This window comes from Roseburia sp. AF02-12 (assembly GCF_003461765.1).
In the GTDB taxonomy this organism is placed as follows: Bacteria; Bacillota; Clostridia; order Lachnospirales; family Lachnospiraceae; genus Roseburia_C; species Roseburia_C amylophila.
In genome coordinates this window covers 1,911,932-1,932,353 of the sequence record NZ_QTXS01000001.1, presented here as the reverse complement: position 1 = coordinate 1,932,353, position 20,422 = coordinate 1,911,932, and the positions used below count along the sequence as shown (strand labels likewise).

13 protein-coding genes, 1 tRNA gene and 1 riboswitch are annotated in these 20,422 nt (G+C 41.4%); of the genes, 9 read left to right on the top strand and 5 right to left on the bottom strand.

Annotation, left to right across the window (positions count from 1 at the left end):
• Window positions 1-52 precede the first annotated feature (52 nt).
• The gene (locus tag DV740_RS09435; protein WP_158561549.1) at window positions 53-2,371 is read right to left on the bottom strand and encodes a GGDEF domain-containing protein; all 2,319 of its coding nucleotides are present in this window, start codon (window positions 2,369-2,371) and stop codon (window positions 53-55) included.
• Between the two features lie 166 nt (window positions 2,372-2,537).
• Here DV740_RS09435 and DV740_RS09430 point away from each other — a divergent pair.
• Window positions 2,538-2,611: transfer RNA gene (locus tag DV740_RS09430), tRNA-Pro, on the top strand.
• Window positions 2,612-2,828: 217 nt separating this feature from the next.
• Window positions 2,829-3,302 carry a methylglyoxal synthase gene (locus DV740_RS09425; protein ID WP_117842334.1) on the top strand — a complete coding sequence of 158 codons (474 nt, stop codon included), beginning with the start codon at window positions 2,829-2,831 and terminating at the stop codon, window positions 3,300-3,302.
• A gap of 104 nt (window positions 3,303-3,406) precedes the next feature.
• On the opposite strand, the gene DV740_RS09420 is transcribed toward DV740_RS09425, so the two are convergent.
• The 3 genes from DV740_RS09420 to DV740_RS09415 are packed head-to-tail and all read right to left on the bottom strand — an operon-like array spanning window position 3,407 to window position 4,522.
• Window positions 3,407-3,847, bottom strand: a complete 441-nt coding sequence (locus DV740_RS09420) for an Hsp20/alpha crystallin family protein (RefSeq protein WP_118087929.1) — start codon at window positions 3,845-3,847, stop codon at window positions 3,407-3,409.
• 31 nt (window positions 3,848-3,878) lie between these two features.
• A complete protein-coding gene (locus DV740_RS15195; protein ID WP_255415056.1) occupies window positions 3,879-4,004 on the bottom strand; it encodes a hypothetical protein in 126 nt (41 codons plus the stop codon).
• Window positions 4,005-4,054: 50 nt separating this feature from the next.
• Window positions 4,055-4,522: an Hsp20/alpha crystallin family protein gene (locus DV740_RS09415; RefSeq protein ID WP_118087928.1), complete on the bottom strand. Its 468-nt coding sequence runs from the start codon at window positions 4,520-4,522 to the stop codon at window positions 4,055-4,057.
• 382 nt (window positions 4,523-4,904) lie between these two features.
• Between DV740_RS09415 and DV740_RS09410 the strand changes: the two genes are divergently transcribed.
• Window positions 4,905-6,278, top strand: coding sequence for a sodium-dependent transporter (locus tag DV740_RS09410; RefSeq protein WP_118087927.1), 1,374 nt, complete (start codon window positions 4,905-4,907; stop codon window positions 6,276-6,278).
• A gap of 181 nt (window positions 6,279-6,459) precedes the next feature.
• Here DV740_RS09410 and thiT read toward each other — a convergent pair whose 3' ends face one another.
• Window positions 6,460-7,116 carry an energy-coupled thiamine transporter ThiT gene (gene thiT, locus DV740_RS09405; RefSeq protein WP_118056963.1) on the bottom strand — a complete coding sequence of 219 codons (657 nt, stop codon included), beginning with the start codon at window positions 7,114-7,116 and terminating at the stop codon, window positions 6,460-6,462.
• Between the two features lie 34 nt (window positions 7,117-7,150).
• Window positions 7,151-7,250: riboswitch (TPP riboswitch) on the bottom strand.
• 252 nt (window positions 7,251-7,502) lie between these two features.
• Here thiT and DV740_RS09400 point away from each other — a divergent pair.
• The 6 genes from DV740_RS09400 to DV740_RS09375 all read left to right on the top strand — a co-directional run bounded on the left by DV740_RS09400 (window position 7,503) and on the right by DV740_RS09375 (window position 20,420).
• Entirely contained in the window at window positions 7,503-15,626 is an 8,124-nt protein-coding gene (locus DV740_RS09400; RefSeq protein WP_158561548.1) for a GBS Bsp-like repeat-containing protein, read from the top strand.
• A 281-nt stretch (window positions 15,627-15,907) separates the two neighbouring features.
• The gene (locus tag DV740_RS09395; protein WP_022242806.1) at window positions 15,908-16,177 is read left to right on the top strand and encodes a TM1266 family iron-only hydrogenase system putative regulator; all 270 of its coding nucleotides are present in this window, start codon (window positions 15,908-15,910) and stop codon (window positions 16,175-16,177) included.
• A complete protein-coding gene (gene hydE, locus DV740_RS09390; protein WP_118087925.1) occupies window positions 16,167-17,222 on the top strand; it encodes a [FeFe] hydrogenase H-cluster radical SAM maturase HydE in 1,056 nt (351 codons plus the stop codon). The genes DV740_RS09395 and hydE overlap by 11 nt, the downstream gene beginning before the upstream one ends.
• Window positions 17,223-17,306: 84 nt before the next feature.
• Window positions 17,307-18,725, top strand: a complete 1,419-nt coding sequence (hydG, locus tag DV740_RS09385; RefSeq protein ID WP_117842320.1) for a [FeFe] hydrogenase H-cluster radical SAM maturase HydG — start codon at window positions 17,307-17,309, stop codon at window positions 18,723-18,725.
• 13 nt (window positions 18,726-18,738) lie between these two features.
• Window positions 18,739-19,929, top strand: a complete 1,191-nt coding sequence (gene hydF, locus DV740_RS09380) for a [FeFe] hydrogenase H-cluster maturation GTPase HydF (protein ID WP_118087924.1) — start codon at window positions 18,739-18,741, stop codon at window positions 19,927-19,929.
• A gap of 23 nt (window positions 19,930-19,952) precedes the next feature.
• Window positions 19,953-20,420 (top strand): YbaK/EbsC family protein, encoded by a 468-nt coding sequence (locus DV740_RS09375; protein WP_118087923.1) that lies wholly within the window; start codon window positions 19,953-19,955, stop codon window positions 20,418-20,420.
• Window positions 20,421-20,422: the final 2 nt, after the last annotated feature.

The window sequence follows — 20,422 nt, the reverse complement described above, 5'->3', positions numbered from 1 at the left end:
TTTCCGCTATTTTCATAGCGTGTGTTTCTTACAGCTTATAGAAAAACATAGCCTACTTTTTAATACTTGCACGCCGTTTGACCTTTTCCTCGTAGAGGATTGCATCAGAGTGCTTGAGAATGTCTGTTAAGTTCATCTGCGGATTACAATAGAATTCGTAGATGCCGACAGAGATTTCTACATAAAAAGGTTTATCGCATACGGCATTAAAAGCATCACTCTCTGTTTTCAGATTCTTTAAAAGCTGTTCTTTGAAATCCGGTATATCTGTTAAGATAAAGGATACAAATTCATCTCCACCGAGTCTTGCAGTAATGGCATCTTTCGGCAGGCATTTCCGGAGCCGTTCAGATACGGTACGCAATGCAAAATCACCGGCAAGATGTGAGAAACAGTCATTGATTTCTTTTAAGTGGTCTAAGTCACCAAAGAGAAGATAAGCCTTTTTGCCGGAATTGGATTCTATAGCATGGGATGCCCGTTCCATAAATCCACGGCGGTTCAAAAGCTGGCTTAAGTCGTCATATTCGGAGATATAGCTTAAGATGCTGTTCTGCTCCTGAATGACTTTCATGGAATCCTGTAATTCTTTCTGAATCTGGCGTTCGCTGGCATTTAACTGGATAAAATGCAGGAGTGCACCAATCTGGAGGCTGCAAATCTGCATAAAGGAAATATCTTTCTGTTCCACTTCGCAAAGCAGCAGACCGAACTGTTCATCTCCGGAAAAGAGGATAAATGATGTATAGCAGTGGCTGTGTTCCTTTGGAAGAAAACTGGAAAATCCATTGGCAGTCGTTACTTTTGGACGTTTGCCCGGTTCATGGTAGACTGATTTTTCATCATGGTAATATGCTGCCAGATAGATTTCGTCCGGATACTCTGCAAGCTCATTTTCCTGATGAATGACCGGTTTGTCAAAGAAGAAAAAGAAGGAACTTTTGACATTCATCAGATGCAGCCGCTCCATGATATGTGTAATCGTTTCTTTGAAATTGGCACCGGAGTTAATCAAATCTCTTGTAAAGGAAGGTACAAACCAGGCTTTCCGGTTAGAATCCATGATTTCTTTTTCTAGCTGGAAGACATCCGCAGAATGAACGTATTGCTGGGTAAAGGATAAAATGCCGGAAAGCTGTGTCTGCAGCAGTTCTTCCTCCGAGAAGTTAATCAGTGTACGGAGTAATGAAGTAAGTTGCTCTAGGAGCATTTCTCCGGAAATATGGGGATATGCAGTAAGCTTTCTCAGATAACGAATCAGAGGCTCGTTGGAGAAGTCAGTTCCCTTCCGGATAAAGATTTCTTCATATATATTTTCAAAATATGCATGTAGAACTTCGGTATAGTAATTACGATCTTTTTCGTATGAAATGGAAGAGAATAATTCCTCAGCCATAGCATCGACCTGCTGGTGTATAAAATCGTGCAGCTGCTCCATGCTGATATGACGCAGTGTGGTAAAGCCGGTGTGCAGCTGGCAGCCGCAGGAGCTCCTCTGGTGAAAAATGGCTGACATCCGGCAGGATTGTGGCTTCTTTCCCTGACAGAGCATAAGCGCAGTCTGTAATGCCTGGTAGCTGAACTGGAAGCTGCTGTGGGAAACACTGGTCAGTGGTGGCTCCATGGTTTTTGCGTGGTCAATGTCGTCAAAACCGGTAATGGCAATGTCATGTCCCACCAAAAGGTCTCTTGCAGCACAGACGCGGTATCCTGCCTTTGCCATATTATCATTTGCAAAAGCAATTGCCTCTAATCCCGGGTTGTGGTCTAAGATATATTCCACCTGCTCGGTGACAAGCTCTGAGTAGTTGCCATAGACGACCATATCATCCGTGACCGGAAGCTGATGTTCCACCATAACATCTCGGTAGGCTTTCAGCCGTTCGTTGGAGTCTTTGTTGTTAGCTGGTCCTGCTACAAAAGCAATCTTACGATAGCCATGGACATTCACAAGATGTTCGATACATTGCCGCATGCCGTTGTAGTTGTCAGCAATCAGATATGGGATGTCCGGATCGTCCGGTGTGTCCTCTAACATCAGAAATGGAATATCTTTGTAATGGGAAAGAAATTCCGCTTTTACCTGATTACTTTTAAAAATAGAAAGGGAACCATAAGTGATGATCAGTGCATCCGGCTTGCTGAAATGTACATAATCATAAATGGTATCGAACTGATAATTATAGTCCCCGTCAAAGCTGCAGGATAAAATATCTTTACAATATTGTGGCATCTGAGGGCCCATCAGAAAAATAATATTGACATCTTCTTCTCTGGCACAGGTATAGAAACCCCGAAGTAAGTCTTCTGAGTAGCTGGACTGGGTGTCACCTAACATAATTGCAATGGTTGGTCTCTGGTTGTTCTCCATAATGTGCCTTTCTCTGGTAAAAAAGTTACTTGGCATTGTAAAAGCCATTCTTATGATTGACTTAAGTATAACATAAAACGATTAAGTAGAAAAGAAAATAAAAATATTACTGGACAAAAAATGCGATATATGCTAATATAGTTGAGCGTGTGAAAGAATTAAATAACGATGCGTGGCTCAGCTTGGTAGAGCGCTGCGTTCGGGACGCAGAGGTCGCAGGTTCAAATCCTGTCGCATCGACGAAAAAAACGAGTAGACTGTTAAGTGTACTCGTTTTTTATATGAAGATTTCTACCCCAATATTGTCTGGAATCATCTTGTCATGTTATAATGAACGTAAGCAAGTCAACATATAAGCGTGATTGGCGAGCTGCAATTGTTTATCAGGAGTTGATTTTCACTTGATAAATGAAAAGGTTGGAAAATAATACAATAAAGGAGAAGACACAATATGAGTATGGAACCGGATTTTCTTACTTTGACAATCGGAAAACAGAAAAATATTGCATTGATTGCCCATGATGGGAAAAAGGCAGAACTGATTCAGTGGTGTAAAGACAATGCAGAGACTTTAAAGAAACATTTTCTGTGTGGAACAGGAACAACTGCAAAGATGATTACAGACCAGACGGGACTGCCGGTTAAGGGCTATAATAGTGGCCCGCTGGGTGGAGACCAGCAGATTGGTGCCAAGATAGTAGAGGGAAAAATAGACTTCGTTATTTTCTTTTCAGACCCGCTTACTGCAGCACCTCATGACCCGGATGTAAAAGCATTGCTTCGTATTGCCCAGGTCTATGACATTCCGATTGCCAATAATAAAGCGACCGCAGATTTTATGATTCATTCTGAACTGATGGATGAAGAATATAATCACAATGTGATTAATTTTAATAAGAATATCAGACAGCGGGCATCGACGATAAAGTAATGTCAGCTAAACTACGAGAAACACGCAAAGCGTGTTTCTCACATAAAAAGGAGAGGCGGTGTGAATACTCACACCGCCCCTTTTTCCTTTTAATTATCCTGGTATTATCCCTCAATGGAAATATATTTCTTTTCTTCCACAGCAGGTTTTGCTTCTTTCTTCGGAACGGTCAGAGTCAGGATACCATTTTCAAAACCGCCTTTGATGTCATCCTGAGTAACGCCATCTCCGACATAGAAACTACGCTGGTAAGAGCCATAGTAACGTTCTTTACGGATATATTTGCCATCTTTGTCTTTTTCGTCCTTGTTGTCCTGGTGTTTGGCATTGACGATGAGGTATCCGTCTTTCAGCTCAGCCTGGATATCTTCTTTCTTAAAGCCCGGAAGTTCAAATTCCAGTTCATATCTGTCGTCAAATTCCTTAACGTCAGTGTTCATGGCAGCGCGGTTGTCTGCTGCAGGAGCATTGTAAGCTCCGAATGGAAATACATCATCGAATATATCATCTACAAAGTTGTTTGAAAAAATACTTGGTACTAACATAAGTCATTCCTCCTGAAAATAATTGTTGTAATTAATAATAATGTTTTTTATTTCTGTGAGCCTCTCTGGCTTCCTCAACAGCCTCATGGTCGGCTACATTAATTTTTGCTTTTACTTTCTTCTTCTTTAATGGATGTTTTGGATTTTTATCTGACATAATAACATGCTTCCTTTCTTAATCTAAATCAGATACTATATAAAATTCTATTATCCTTCAATGGCAATGTACTTGTGGTCTTCTACTGCAGGTTTTGCTTCTTTCTTCGGAACGAAGAGTTTTAAGATACCATGTTTAAATTCGCCTTTGATATCCTCTTCGGTAATGCCATCACCGACATAAAAGCTTCGGCTGCAGGCTCCGGAATAACGTTCCTTACGGATGTACTTGCCGGATTTCTTATCTTTATCTTCCTCATCCAAGCCTTTGGCGGCACTGATGGTCAGGTAACCATTTTCTAAGGAAGCACTTACTTCGTCTTTCTTAAATCCAGGTAAATCGATTACCAGTTCGTAACCATTGTCCTGTTCCTTAATATCAGTCTTCATCAGACGTGCGGCTCTACGACCGTAAAGTTTTTTTTCAGTTTTTTTCATGTCCATGTTATCGTCCATCCATGGAAAATCCTCAAAGAAGTCATCAAATAAATTCTCTCCAAAAATACTAGGCATCAACATAAGTCATCTCTCCTTTTTTAAATAAATCTATCTATGCTTGTTTACCTTGTTTCTTTGGAACCGGGATGTTTTAGGAACCTCTTTTTGTTCCTCTCCTTTGTTCTGACTACGTTATAGCACCAATTATTAGCACTGTCAAGAGGTGAGTGCTAATAAAATTGTGAAAAATTTGTGAAATAACACAAATTGTGCAAAAACATAGAAAAAACATGGAAATGCACTGTAAAAACAAATGAAATATATGGAGATATAATGCAGAAATATAGGGGGAAATAAGAGGCAGCATGATAAAAAGGAAAGAATATTGCAGGAACTATGAGACTGTGTTATGATTTCTATAACTTTGCGTCATGGAAATTATGAGTTTAGGAGAAAAAACAAAATGAAGACACAGAATGAGAAAAGAAGTACATTTTCGGGGAAGATAGGGTTTGTATTATCAGCAGCAGGCGCTTCTGTGGGACTGGGAAACATATGGAGATTCCCATATCTTGCGGCAAAGTATGGGGGAGGAATCTTTCTGCTGATTTATATTATACTTGCACTGACTTTTGGATATACGATGATTATGGCGGAGACTTCTATCGGAAGAATGACGAAGAAGAGCCCGGTGGGAGCATATCATACCTTTGGAAAATCCCGCTGGCTCTCTTTCGGCGGCTGGATAAATGCGATTATTCCGGTTTTAATCGTGCCATATTATTCTGTAATTGGCGGCTGGGTAATGAAATATCTGGTGGAATATATCAGGGGAAATGGCAGTAAGCTTGCATCGGATGGATATTTTTCTGATTTCATTTCCAGCGGACTTTCCACAGAAATCTGCTTTGCTTTTTTTGCAGTATTTACGTTGGGGATTATCTTTGCCGGCGTCCGGAATGGTATTGAACGGGTATCCAGATTTATGATGCCGGTGCTGGTTGTTCTTTCTATATTAATAACGGTTTATTCCGTAAGCAGACCGGGAGCATTAAAAGGAGTTAAATATTTTCTGATTCCAAATTTTGAAAATTTTTCCTGGATGACGGTAGTAACAGCCATGGGACAGATGTTTTATTCCCTGTCCATTGCCATGGGAATTCTCGTTACTTTTGGTTCTTATATGAAGAAGGAAGTTTCTATTGAGGAGTCCACGAAGAACGTGGAAATCTTCGATACAGCGATTGCCATGATGGCAGGGCTGATGATTATTCCGGCAGTCTTTGCATTTTCCGGTGGAAATCCGGAAACCCTGCAGGCGGGTCCATCATTGATGTTTATTACGATTCCAAAAGTATTTGACAGCATGGGACTTGGAACCGGAGTCGGAATTTTGTTTTTTGTACTGGTGCTGTTTGCAGCAATAACAAGTTCTATTGCATTAACGGAAAGTGCAGTATCGACTTTTGAAGATGAACTGGGCTGGGAAAGACGGAAAGCAACGGTAATTGTCGGCATTGTAATGCTTCTTCTGGGAAGTCTTTCCACACTGGGATATGGACCATTGGCGAATATAAAAATTATCGGAATGCAGCTTCTTGATTTCTTTGATTTCCTGACGAACTCCGTGATGATGCCGATTGCGGCTATTGCAACCTGCCTTCTGGTATCAAGAGTGGTGGGAGTACAGCGGATTGAAGAAGAAGTAACCCGGGGCGGCAACCCGTTCCGCAGGAAAAAGATATTTACGGTGATGATAAAATACCTTTGTCCGATCTTTGCAGCGATTATTTTAATCAGTTCCATAGCAAATGCTTTTGGATGGATTCAGATGTAATTAATGACAAATTAAGAAAATACAGAAATGCAACTACGAGAAACACGCTTTGCGAGTTTCTCGAGTTATCGCGGTGCTCGTCAAATCTGCATGCAAGCATGCGATTTTTCTCGCTACTCGCGTAATCAAAAAGAGCGTTCTTTCCTAATTAGGAAAGACGCTCTTTTTGGACAGAATCATATTATGAATTTGCCATATCCTTGACGGCATTCAATGCCTTCTGGACTGGTGGCAGACAGATAATGATTAATGTAATAAGTGCTTCTGCACCAAGGTATGCACCGTTGTAAGCAAGAGAGTATACCACTGCATTCGGGAATTCTTCCGGAGCATACATGCCGAAGAAAATCCAGCCGGAAAGGAATGCGAAGAAGTATCGGCCTAATACACCAGCGATATAACCTTTGATAAGTCCATGTTTGGATTTGCTGAAAAGTCCGGAAAGTCCTAATGCACCAAAGGCGAAGAGGTAGTCCACTAACATCTGTGGAACACTGATGATGTAAGGGTCAACGACTAACTGCAGAATTCCGTAAGCAAAAGCTGCGGTTAAGCCGGCACCCAGACCGTACCAGTAACCAATCAGAACGATGAATAACATGCTCAGTAAAGTAACGGAACCGCCCATTGGCATATCGAAAAGTTTAATCATGGAAGTTACCATGGCAAGGGCAATTGCCATAGCCGAAAATGCAAGCTGCTTTGCACTGAATTTCTTCTTTCCACCGAAGATAGCACAGCCAATCAGAAGAATGGCAATCATGATGATAACGAGGGCTGTAAAACCTGCGGTGGTAAGCTGGTAAGATGAGCCGTCGTATGTTGCAAAAATTGACATAAAAAATCCTCCTTAAAGATGATACTCTGCCAGGAGGTTGAACTATGTGCTTCCTTACGCCGGTATTATCCGGTTCAAGTAATAAGGGTCAACGCAGATGCGTTTCTCAGCCAAAGGCGCCCCTAGCAAAGTGATATTTTGTTTTCAGTTTGTAATGGTAACAGTGGCAGCTTAAAATGTCAAGTATATTTTTTAATGCAGATTTTATGGAAAAATCTGTGGATAAATGTAAAGAAAAAGTAACTTCCGGTCGATAAAAAAACTAGAAGTGTATTATTCTGTGCTTTTTCGGAAAAAGGTTTCCCTTGAATCTGAAAAGCAAAAAGAATATAGTAAGAATAAAGCGAAAAATGATGAGGAAACAAGAAGTAACAAGGAGAGGTTCTATGCGTAAGTACAAGGATGTTGGAAAAAGAATACTGGTATTAGTTTTAAGTGTTTGTATGATTGCAGGCGTTCTTCCGGCAATACCGGCAGAGGCGGCGGATGCATTTCCGGGCAATGGAAAAATTACATTAGGAGCAGATGCAAATGGAGCGACTGCAACGGAAAATGATACTTATACCTATACCGGACAGGAGGTCAGACCGGCGGTTGCAGTACAGATTGACGGAGTGACATTAAAGGAAAAAGAGGATTATTCCGTTTATTATCGTAATAATACCAACGCAGGAACAGCTTATATTGATATCGTTGGTATCGGAGACAGCCATAGATGGCAGACCACGAAGAGCTTTACGATTGCACAGCAGAAGTTAAGCTATATTGGTGTTAATTATAAAGGAGTGGAAGGAACCGGTGAAGACGGATATGTTTATTATACCGGAAGTGATGTATTGCCGACGATTACCGGTGTGTATGGTATTGTAAGCGGTACATCTACCATGGTGAACCTTTCTTCTGATGATTACAACGTAGAATATACTGCAGGAAGCAATACTTCTGTTGGAACACATTCCTTTAAGATTGTATTAAAGAGCAGCAGTAATTATACTTTTTCAGGAACAGTAGCAGAAAACCGTTACAAAATTTATTATAATATTGGGGCAGATTCTGTAACTGTTTCAAATGGACTGAGTGATTCTACTTATACCGGAACTGCACAGAGACCGGAATTTACACTGGTTGACAGCCAGAACTCCGCAGGAATCCAGGCGTCTGACTATACCACCAGCTGGGCAGACAATACGAATGCCGGAACAGCGAAGATGACAGTAACAGCAAACTCCTCTTCCCTGTACCGGGGCAGCAAGACCTTTACCTTCTTAATCGGTAAAGCGGATTTAAGTGCAGCAGGCATCAGTGTTTCCTTAAAGAGTGATAAATATTATTATGTAAAGAATAGTAAACCAGATATGACCAATGAGGTAGTAGTGAAGTTGAATGGCGTGGAGATTCCTGCCGGCAACTACAACGTGGCATACCGAAATGAAACTACTGCAGGACAGACCGGAACCAATAACCTGATTATTACCGGAACCGGAAATTTAACCGGAAACGCATTTATCAACTTTGAGATCTATGACAAGCTTGGGAAAGCAGTATTGGATAAAAATGAACTGGAATATAATGGAAAGAAAAATGTGCCAAACATTACCGTTTCCAATACATCCGGTGATGTCATTAGTAATTCCAGATATAAGATTACTTATTATAAAGATGCAGAATATACTCAGGCAGTATCTGAACCGACTTCCATCGGAAGATATTATGTAAAAGTTACCGGTCTTGATTATTATGAAGGAGACCTTGGAACCAAGGCAGAGCCGATTTATTTTGATATTGTAGCAAAATCTTTAGATAAATGTACCTTTAAGTTGGCAATCAACGGAACAGAAGCAGGTGTCATTAATAAAGATACCAGTTATTCCAGTTTCTTTGACGGCAAGAGCAAGGTATTATCCCTGACAGCAACCGATGATGAGGGTAATGCCTTGAAAAAAGGAACGGATTTTGACTATGCTGTTTATCGTGACCCGGAATGTACCGAGCTGGCAGACGATAAGGAAGAGACTACGGGCGTACAGGAACTGATTCATGCAGCAACCTATTATCTTAAGATAACCGGTCTGGATGGCAGTAATTATGCCGGAGGCGAAAGAGTATATACTTATATGATTAAGCCAAAGAACATCAGCCCGGTAGACATTGTGATTACTGACCAGACTTATACCGGAAGAGCGGTTGTTCCGGATCCGGCAAATATTACAGTATATTATGCAGAAGGCGGAAAGAATGTTACCTTAGACAGCCAGTATGTGGAAGTGGTTTCCTGTGAAGATAACATCGAAATTGGAACCAACAATGCAAAGGCTTATATCAGACTGACTGGAGATTATGCACTGGCAGAGGGTGGCGTGAACCGTGGAACTTTCAGTATTGTGCCAAGAAAGTTAAATGAATGCGAGTGTAATATCGTTGAAGGTTCTGCAAACTATGATCCGACACAGGTTACCTTTGAATACAATGGCAGCATGCAGGTACCGGCAATCCGTATTACTGATAATAACGGTGCCAAAGGCCTGGTACAGGGCGAAGACTTTAAGGTTACTTATTTTACGGATTCTGCTTACAAGAATGTCATTGCAGAACCGGTAGATGCAGGCACTTATTATGTATTAATCAGCGGACTTGGAACTTATGCTAATTTAGACGGAAGTATCCGTACTTCCTACAAGATTACTCCGAAGAGCATGAGTTCATTAACTATAATGGCAAGTAACTGCGGTTATACAGGAGAAGCAGTGGAGCCGGGCATCAGTGTATCTGATGGAAACCGTGTACTGGTTGCAGGCGTGGATTATGAAGTCGAAGGATATTATGACGATGAATTATGTAAACAGGTTTCAGAACATAAGAATTCCGGTAAAGTATATGTCAGAATCAAAGCAGTAGACGGTAAGAATTATACCGGAACCGCAACAACCACATTCTTTATTGGAGCAAATATTGCGACCGTTGTGCCGGCATTTAATATTTCTGGTGGAACCTATAACTGCAATTCCCATAAGGATGAAATGATTCAGGCAATTGAGACAAAAATGATGGATGCAATTCCGGATCCGTCGTCCTATAGCATTTCCTTCTATAGTGATGCAGCACATAAGAATGTTGTAAGCTCTGAGACAAATGAGGCATTTATCAATGCGGGGACGATTTACTTCGTAGTATCCGGCAAGGGTCAGTATTATGGAGATATTTCCGGATATGCAGTCATTGTAAAGAAAGATATATCTGAACTGAATGCAAGAGTAAATGGAACTTATACATATAATGGAATTGAGCAGAAAGTTGTAATTTCTACTACCGCAGACGGAGATGGTGTTGTATTACAGTACCCTACCACCAATGGCTATATTCTGACCGATAAGGAATACAGTATTGAAAGCAGTGAAAATGCAATCAATGCGGGAATTGCAACACTGACCTTAAAGGCGGCAGAAAACAGCAACTATACGGGAACAACAACCGTAAGCTATACCATTAATCAGAAGGACATCAACGAGTTGAGCAAACTCCGGGTAGACGTAAGTAGTCCGGTTTATGCCAATAAAGTACTGACTCCTTCCGTAAAAGTAAGCTATGGAGATTCTTCCAGCTTATTGTCAACGAATAAGGATTATCAGTTTGAAGTATATTCGGATGAGGATTATCAGAATGTAGCAACAGCCGCAGAAAAAACCAATGCCGGCACGACTTATGTAAGAATCCAGGGTATTGGAAACTACTGTGGTGTATTGGAAAGCGCAAATTATACTGCAGATAAGATTGCAGGTTCGAACCAGTTTATTATTCAGCGGAAGAGTATTGATGGTGTAGGCGTATCTTTGCAGGGAATGAGTTACATTTTTAAAAAGAATATTCCGGATTTCACAGTAACACAGAGTTTTCCGAATGAGTCCGGAATTGGAGAATATTCATATACACTGCAGCCTGGCGTAGATTATACCTATACTCCGACCCAGGTAGATAAATTTAAAGTAGGACAGCAGGATATTACCATTGAAGGAACCGGTAACTTTAAGGGAACCAAGAATAGTTACTTCTACTATGATGGAGATATGAATAATTCTGCTGACCAGATTGAAGTGAAGTTAAGCTATGATACCATTGAGTATGATAAGGCACAGGCAGCATCCGGCGGAATGAAACCTACCGTTACCGTGTATGTAAAAGGCAGCGATACCCAGGAACGTCTGATAGAGGGAACACATTACAGCGTGTCTTATAGAAATAATACTGTTCCAGGGCAGGCCAGTGTACTCATTACCGGAATTGAGAAGAATCACTGGGTAGGAAGCTATGTTGCGAATTTCGCTATTACCGGTAAAATTGAAGATGCTGAGATTACGATTCCGGCACAGAAATATACCGGAAGCGAATACAATACAACCACACAGCCAATTGAAAATATGACTGTAGTATGTGATGGCAAGACTTTGGCACTTGGAACAGACTACAACATTAAGAGCATTGTAAATGGTAAATCTGTTTCACTGACTGACCCGACCGTAACGATTGAGGGAACCGGAACTTATTTCAGTGGTGAGAAATCGGCGAAGTTTGCGATTAAATATGACCTGGGCAGTGATGATTTAAGCATTGACTTAGGTGGAGATGTATTCTCCTATACCGGACAGGAAATCAGACCGGTTCCGGTTGTGAAATATGCATTAACCGGTTCTACCTTTGATACCTTGGAAGAAGGAAAAGATTATACGGTAACTTATCGTAAGAATACTGCAGTTGCAGCAGCAAATGGCGAGAACGGACCATGTGTAGTCATTCAGGCAACAGCAAACGGTAAATTGATGGGAACCACCAAGGCGAAAGCATTTACCATTGATTCCATTCATATGGAAGATTATGAGATTACCGGAATTGCGGACAGCTATGTTTATACCGGTAAGCTGATTAAGCCGGATTCTCTGGTCATTAAGAAGATTGGCGGTTCAGAAGTAATTGATCCGGCAAACTATAGTGTGTATTACCAGACGGATGCAGATAATCCATCCAGTGCACCGGCAGGCGCAACCGAGACCATTACCGTAATCGGTAAGGGCAATTACAAGGGAACACTGACTAAGACCTTTACTATTACAAAACGTGATTTGTCTACGGTAAGCAAGATAATTGATGACGTAACCTACAATGGTGAGGCACAGGAGCCTGAAATTAAATTAACATTTAATGATGAAAATAACAAAGAACAGACCCTTACGTTAGACACAGATTATGTAGTGGATGAGTATCGCAATAATATCAATGCAGCGAACGCCGGCGGGGCAAATGCACCATATGCAGCAATCCACGGTGTGGCAAGCTGTACCGGAACTGCAACGGTAGAGTTTAACATTTTAAAGAAAAATGTTGAGGATTTAGTATACTCTAAAATAGAAGATCCACAGTATGTACCGTTAAAAACCAAGTATGAACCGGAATTAAATGTTTACATGACATCCACCAGTGCAGAACCGCTGGTTCGCAATGTAGATTATACGGCAGCTTACTTTAACAATGAAGCTGTAAAAGATGCAAATGGAACTTCCGGACCATTTGTTCAGATTACTCCGAAGGATACCACCAACTATACCGGAAGCAAGACAATTCCGTTCTCTATTCTGGCAAGGGATCTTTCTTCTGAAAATATCAGTGCGGCGTTATCCGATGCTTCTGATACAGGATTTGACCCGGCAAACCGGAACTATCCTTATATTCAGGGGATTACTTATACACCGAATATCAGCCTGAAAGATAATTCGGAAAATGGAATTGTAGCACTGGTAAATGGAACAGACTTTACTTATGAATATTCTACCAATAACAGTCAGGTGGGAACCGCATGGATTAAAGTAACCGGACAGGGTAACTACAGTGGAACACGAATTGAGAAGTTTACCATCGGTACCTTACTTTCCAATGATACTTTAACGGTAACCGGAATTTCCGATACTGTATATAACGGTCTTGATACCAAGCCGAAGAACATTCAGGTGAAGTTCAATAAGACCGGAAGCTATCTGACAGAAAACGAAGATTACATCGTAAAATACTATATTGATAAAGATTGTACGACGGAAGCAAGTGCCATTGACCTGATTCATGCTGGAACAGTATATGTTGGAATCGTTGGTACGGAAAATGACCAGACCGGATATGTAGGAACAGCTGTATATCCATATCAGATTGCAAGAAAGTCACTTACTTCTGCAGATATTGAGATTACCGGAACCGATAACGTAGATTATACCGGAAGCGAGATTAAACCGGTACTTACTTTAAAAGATACTTCTACCGGATTAACCATTGATTCTTCCCAGTATGAAGTAACTTATGAGAACAACACTGCAATCGGAACTGCAAGTGCAACGGTAACTGCAACCGAAAGCGGTAACTACAAAGACAGCATTACGGTATACTATAAGATTACCAAACATGATATTGGAAATGCTGTGGCAGAAGCAATCCCAGATCAGAAGTATACCGGCAATTACATCCGCCCGGCACTGACGATTTATGACAACGGAAAGCTTTTGGTAGAAGGGAAGGATTATCAGGTTGTCAATGGCAACAACTTAAGGGCAGGAGAGTCATGGGTAGTAATTAAAGGACTTGGCAACTATGATGAGACCAAGCGCGTTTACTTCAATATTGTGGCAAGCCTTGAGGATGCAATTATTGACAGTGTTCCGGAACAGCTTTATACCGGAAGCCCGATATGTCCGTCTATCCATGTGGCATGTGGTGGCAATACCTTAACGCTGAATGAAGATTATGAAACAACGTATGCAAATAATGAGCTGGCAGGCGATGCATCCATTACTGTGCGTCCGCTGACCCAGTATTATACCGGAACAATTGTTAAGAAATTCAAAATCAGCAACAGCTTATCCAAGGCAACAGTTACCGGAATCCCTGCTTCAGAGCAGTATACCGGACAGACTTATAAGCCGGTTCCGGTCGTTAAGATGGGAAGCAAGGTATTAACAGAAGATGTTGATTATACGGTAAGCTACAGTAACAATAGAAATGTGGGAACTGCCAGGGTAATCATTTCCGGTATTGGTGTATACTCCGGAGAAAAAGTTGTTACCTTTGTAATTAAAGAAAAGAGCATTGAAAATTGTACGGTTCTGGCAGTTGCATCACAGACTTATAATGGAAGACTGCTGACTCCGCCGGTTGTTGTCAAAGATGGGACAACAATGTTGAAAGAAAATGTAGACTACAAGCTTTCCTATCGTGACAATTATTCTGTAGGAACAGCTTATGTAACCATTACAGGAATTGGAGACTATAAGGGCAGCGTGACAAAGTCCTTTGCTATCACAGAACCAGTGCTGACTTCTGACGTAATCGTTCAGAGCAGGAATGCAGCAGCAGGAACCTTTGATATTGTTGTGGATGGAGTCCCAAGTTATGTGACTTCTGTTAGTGTTCCGGTCTGGACAAAGGCTGATCAGAGCGATATTGTATGGTATAACGCATCCAGAGTAGATGCAGATACCTTTATCGTGCATGCCAATATTGCAAATCATAAGAATAATGTGGGTGTATATAATATCCATGTATATGTAAGTGGTGGCGGATATAAAATGCGGTGTGCATATGCAACGACTACCGTATTTGGTGCAGGCTATGAAAGGGTCTTTGACTTAAATTATTACATAAAGAATAACCCTGATGTAGCAAATGCATTTGGCGGCAATACAGAAGCAATTTTTGCACATTTTGTAAATAATGGTGAGGCAGAAGGCCGTCAGGCAATTGCAAACTTCAATGTTGCATCTTATCGTGCCCGGTATGCGGATTTAAGAAGTGCATTTGGAAATAATCTGAGAGCATATTATGATCATTATCGCATCAATGGATATGCTGAGGGACGGGTAGCAACCGGAAGTACAGAACTGCAGAATCCGACAACCGTATACAATGGCGTGGATTACAAGCTGGTATATGACTACAATTACTACATCAACAAATATCCGGATATTAAAGCGGCATTTAATGGTGATGAAAATGCAACCTTACGTCACTTTGTGGAATGTGGTATGAATGAGGGGCGTCAGGGAAAAGCATCCTTTAATGTAGCAGCTTACCGTGCTAATTATGCAGACTTAAGAAGCGCATTTGGAAGAAATCTGAAAGCATATTATATGCATTATATTGGCAGTGGCTATCGGGAAGGACGTAAAGCAACAGGAAATGGCGTGCTTAAGAATCCTGTAACCGTATACAATGGAGTGGATTACAGCCTGGTATATGACTACAATTATTACATCAGCAAATATTCTGACCTTAAGGCAGCGTTTTATGGTGATGATACAGCCGCATTGAGGCATTTTGTGGAGTGTGGTATGAATGAAGGAAGACAGGCAAAAGACTCCTTTAATGTGAAAAAATATAAGAATAGATACAATGATCTTCAAAACGCCTTTGGAAATGATTTAAAATCCTATTATATGCATTATATTGGAAGTGGTTATAAAGAAGGACGTAAAGGAAATTAAAAAGTGTGAAAGAAAAGGGATTCTGTTTCGGATGAAAGGAAGGAGCAGAATCCCTTTTTGCTTTCCTGTAAAGTAAAAAACTCGCAAAGCGTATTTCTTGTAGATTGCAGCCGGTCATACATAAAAAGCTGCCGGCAACAGGTCTGGTATGTAAAAAAATACAATAAATACGCATAAAACCAGAGCTTAACAATTGTAATCCAAAAATAAATCTCTTATACTAAAAACGTAAAATAAGCGTTGAAATTGTATTGATTCAGAAAAACAAGAGGGACGAAGAAATGGCAGCAGATACCAGAGTGGCTGTAATCGGCATTGTAATAGAAAAGGACGAATCAGTCGGAGCATTAAATGAAATTTTACATGAATATGCAGCTTATATTATCGGAAGAATGGGAATTCCATACCGGGAGAGAGGCATAAATATCGTAAGTATAGCAATCGATGCGCCGCAGGATACCATCAGTGCACTGACCGGTAAGATCGGAAAATTACCGGGAATCAGTGTAAAAACAGCATATTCCAGCGTGGTGACCAGACATGAAGAATAGAGGGAAAGAATTATTTGATAAGCTGTATGAGGATACACTGCTTACAGAGACAGAATATAAAGAATTATTAGAACTGCATACCGATAAAGAAATTGCAGAGTACGGCTTTGAACTGGCGAGAAAAAGACAGAAAGAGACCTTTGGAAATGAAGTCTATACCAGAGGACTGATTGAAATATCCAATTACTGTAAGAATGACTGCATCTATTGCGGCATCCGAAGAAGCAATCGGAATGCAGAACGTTACCGCCTGAGTGAAGAAGAAATCCTATCCTGCTGTGAAAATGGTTATGCATTAGGGTTTCGTACCTTTGTCCTGCAGGGTGGCGAAGACGGCTACTACACAGATGATTTATTGGAAGATTTACTTCATAAGATAAAAGCTGCTTACCCGGACTGTGCCATTACACTGTCCTTGGGAGAACGGAGCCGGGAGAGCTATGAAAGACTTTATACGGCAGGAGCAGACCGCTATTTATTGCGTCATGAGACCGCGAATGAAGCCCATTATGGGAAGCTTCATCCGGCAGAAATGTCTCTTGCAAATCGGAAACAGTGCCTGTATGCTTTAAAAGAAATCGGTTATCAGGTAGGATGTGGCATTATGGTTGGCTCCCCATATCAGACCATAGACAATCTGGTGGAAGACCTTGTCTTTATGAAAGCATTCAATCCGCATATGGTAGGAATCGGCCCGTTTATTCCACAAAAGGATACACCATTTGGAGAGATGGAGCAGGGAAGCCTTGAGATGACATTGTTTTTACTGGCAATTACCCGCCTGATGCTGCCGAAGGTACTGCTTCCGGCAACTACAGCATTGGGAACCATCCATTCAAGGGGCAGGGAGCTTGGCATCCTGGCTGGAGGAAATGTGGTAATGCCGAATCTGTCACCGGTAAAGGTGCGGAAGAAGTACGCCCTTTACGATAATAAAATCTGTACCGGGGAAGAGGCAGCGGAATGCCGTGGATGTCTTGGCAACCGTATGGAATCCATTGGATATAAACTGGTGGTCTCAAGAGGAGATTCACCATTTATATAAATAAAGGAATACAAAAGGTATTTCTTAAATCACCATATAATAACCAACGGGAAAGAGCTTCTGACCCGGAAGAAAGGAAACATTATGTATAACAAAGCATCATTAAAGGCAGAAGAATTTATCTGCCACGAAGAGATTGAAGAGACTCTGGCATATGCCGAGGCAAATAAGGACAATCTTGCCCTTATTGACGAAATCATTGCAAAGGCAAAATTACGGAAAGGGCTTACTCACAGAGAAGCATCAGTATTGCTGGCCTGCGAGAACGAAGAGAAAATCCAGGAAGTATATGACCTTGCAGAACAGATTAAGAAAGATTTCTATGGAAATCGTATTGTAATGTTTGCACCATTGTATTTGTCCAATTACTGTATCAATGGATGTGTGTATTGCCCGTACCATGGAAAAAATAAGCATATTGCCCGTAAGAAGCTGACACAGGATGAAGTGCGTCAGGAAGTAACGGCATTACAGGATATGGGACACAAGCGTCTGGCAATTGAAGCAGGCGAAGACCCGGTGAATAATCCAATCGAATATATCTTAGAGTGTATTAAGACCATTTACAGCATTAAGCACAAAAACGGCGCAATTCGTCGTGTTAATGTAAATATTGCTGCAACAACCGTAGAAAATTACCGGAAATTAAAAGAGGCAGGAATCGGAACTTATATCCTTTTTCAGGAAACTTATCATAAAGAAAGCTATGAAAAATTACATCCAACCGGACCAAAGCATGATTATGCATATCATACCGAAGCCATGGACCGTGCCATGGAAGGTGGCATCGATGATGTTGGCTTAGGTGTACTTTTTGGACTGGAACTTTATAAATATGAATTTGCAGGACTTCTGATGCATGCAGAACATTTGGAGGCAGTGCATGGAGTAGGACCACATACCATCAGCGTGCCACGAATCAAACGTGCCGATGACATTGACCCGGATGTATTCGATAACGGAATCAGTGATGATATTTTTGCAAAAATCTGTGCATGTATCCGTGTGGCAGTTCCATATACCGGAATGATTATTTCTACCAGAGAGAGCCAGGCGGTACGTGAGAAAGTTATCCGCCTTGGCGTATCCCAGATTAGTGGTGGTTCCAAGACTTCCGTTGGTGGATATGACCATCCGGAGCCGGAAGACGAACGTTCCGAACAGTTTGATGTCAGTGATACCAGAACGCTGGATGAGGTAGTGCACTGGCTGATGGATATGGGTTACATTCCAAGTTTCTGTACGGCATGTTACCGGGAAGGCAGAACAGGAGACCGTTTTATGAGTCTTTGTAAGAACCAGCAGATTTTAAATTGCTGTCATCCGAATGCGCTGATGACATTGAAGGAATATTTGATTGATTATGCTTCTGAAGATACCAGAAAAATCGGAGAAGCGTTGATTGCTAAGGAGATAGAGAAAGTACCAAATGAAAAAACAAGAGAAATTGCAAAACGTCATCTGAAAGAAATTGAGGAAGGACAGCGCGATTTCAGATTCTAGGAGGTCTTTAGCAATGTCATTGAATGAAACACCAAGTGCAAACCGGATACATATCGGTTTTTATGGCAAAAGAAACAGCGGAAAATCTTCTCTGATTAATGCATTTACCGGTCAGCAGGTAGCGATTGTATCGGATGTAGCGGGAACCACAACGGATCCCGTCTACAAGCCGATGGAGGTACATGGTATCGGTCCATGTGTATTTATTGACACGGCAGGAGTGGATGATGTAGGAGAACTGGGGAAAATGCGTGTAGAGAAGACGGAAAAAGCCGCAGAGAAAACAGATATTGCGGTGCTCTTGTTTTCCGGGGAGGAATATCAGGCAGAGTTAGAATGGTTCCACTATTTTAAAGAGAAGCATACACCGATCTTGTGTGTACTGAGCAAGGCGGATACTCTGACCGGTTCAGATGCTATAGCTGCACAACTTAAGGAAGAGACAAAACAGGAAATTCTTGTTATCAGCTCAAAAAACAAAGAAGATATAGAAAAGTTTAAAGAAGAATTAATAAGACTTGTGCCGGATGATTATGGTGAAGAAACCATAACCGGAGCACTGGTAGAAGAAGGAGATTTGGTCCTTCTTGTTATGCCGCAGGATATCCAGGCACCAAAGGGCAGACTGATTCTGCCACAGGTACAGACCATCCGTGATTTGCTGGATCATAAATGTCTGGTAATGAGCTGCACAACGGATAAGTTAGAGGATACGCTGGCGGCGCTGGCGCGACCACCGAAGCTTATTATTACTGACTCCCAGGTTTTCCGCACAGTATATGATAAGAAGCCGCAGGAAAGTCTTCTGACCTCATTTTCCGTATTGTTTGCAGAGTACAAGGGAGATTTCGCTTACTACAAAGAGAGCGCAGCAGCCATTAGCAGTCTTACGGAAGAATCAAAGGTACTGATTGCAGAATGCTGCACCCATGCACCACTGAAAGAGGATATCGGCAGGGAGAAAATTCCGAATATGCTGAGAAAACGTATCGGAGCAGGACTGACAGTGGATATCGTCAGCGGAACAGATTTCCCAAAAGACTTATCTAATTATGATTTAATAATTCAGTGCGGAGCCTGTATGTTTAATAAAAAATATGTCATGACGAGAATTGAACGTGCAAAAGAACAGAAAGTTCCAATGAGCAACTATGGTGTTGCCATTGCATATCTGTCTGGAATTCTTGATAAAATCAGCTATTAGAAATGATGAAAGGAAGCGTAACTATGTCAATCGAACGCGCGCGAGCATATTTAAAAGAATTTGGAATGGAGGAGCGGATTATGGAGCTGGCAGAATCCAGTGCGACAGTGGAACTGGCAGCAGAAGCACTTCATTGTGAGCCGGAGCGTATTGCAAAGACGCTTTCTTTTCTGGTGGGAGAACAGCCGATTCTGATTGTAGCTGCAGGAGATGCCAGAATCGACAACCACAAATATAAGACAACCTTCGGAACCAAAGCAAAAATGATTCCGGCAGCGGCGGTGGAAGAATATATCGGACATGCCGTTGGCGGAGTCTGCCCTTTTGGAATCAATGAGGGTATAAAAGTATATCTTGATGAAAGCCTGAAAAAATTTGAAACAGTATTTCCGGCATGTGGCAGTGGAAACAGCGCCATTGAGCTGACAATCCCGGAATTGGAACAGTGTTCCGGATATCAGGAATGGGTGAATGTCTGCAAGGAGGAGTAACA

Excerpts from the sequence above, each read along its gene's own strand:
- DV740_RS09420 (WP_118087929.1), bottom strand. The coding sequence starts at position 3,847 with ATGTTAGTACCAAGTATTTTTTCAAACAACTTTGTAGATGATATATTC.
- DV740_RS15195 (WP_255415056.1), bottom strand. The coding sequence starts at position 4,004 with ATGTCAGATAAAAATCCAAAACATCCATTAAAGAAGAAGAAAGTAAAA.
- DV740_RS09435 (WP_158561549.1), bottom strand. The coding sequence starts at position 2,371 with ATGGAGAACAACCAGAGACCAACCATTGCAATTATGTTAGGTGACACC.
- DV740_RS09395 (WP_022242806.1), top strand. The coding sequence starts at position 15,908 with ATGGCAGCAGATACCAGAGTGGCTGTAATCGGCATTGTAATAGAAAAG.
- DV740_RS09400 (WP_158561548.1), top strand. The coding sequence starts at position 7,503 with ATGCGTAAGTACAAGGATGTTGGAAAAAGAATACTGGTATTAGTTTTA.
- DV740_RS09410 (WP_118087927.1), top strand. The coding sequence starts at position 4,905 with ATGAAGACACAGAATGAGAAAAGAAGTACATTTTCGGGGAAGATAGGG.
- DV740_RS09425 (WP_117842334.1), top strand. The coding sequence starts at position 2,829 with ATGGAACCGGATTTTCTTACTTTGACAATCGGAAAACAGAAAAATATT.
- thiT (WP_118056963.1), bottom strand. The coding sequence starts at position 7,116 with ATGTCAATTTTTGCAACATACGACGGCTCATCTTACCAGCTTACCACC.
- hydF (WP_118087924.1), top strand. The coding sequence starts at position 18,739 with ATGTCATTGAATGAAACACCAAGTGCAAACCGGATACATATCGGTTTT.
- DV740_RS09415 (WP_118087928.1), bottom strand. The coding sequence starts at position 4,522 with ATGTTGATGCCTAGTATTTTTGGAGAGAATTTATTTGATGACTTCTTT.
- DV740_RS09375 (WP_118087923.1), top strand. The coding sequence starts at position 19,953 with ATGTCAATCGAACGCGCGCGAGCATATTTAAAAGAATTTGGAATGGAG.
- hydG (WP_117842320.1), top strand. The coding sequence starts at position 17,307 with ATGTATAACAAAGCATCATTAAAGGCAGAAGAATTTATCTGCCACGAA.
- hydE (WP_118087925.1), top strand. The coding sequence starts at position 16,167 with ATGAAGAATAGAGGGAAAGAATTATTTGATAAGCTGTATGAGGATACA.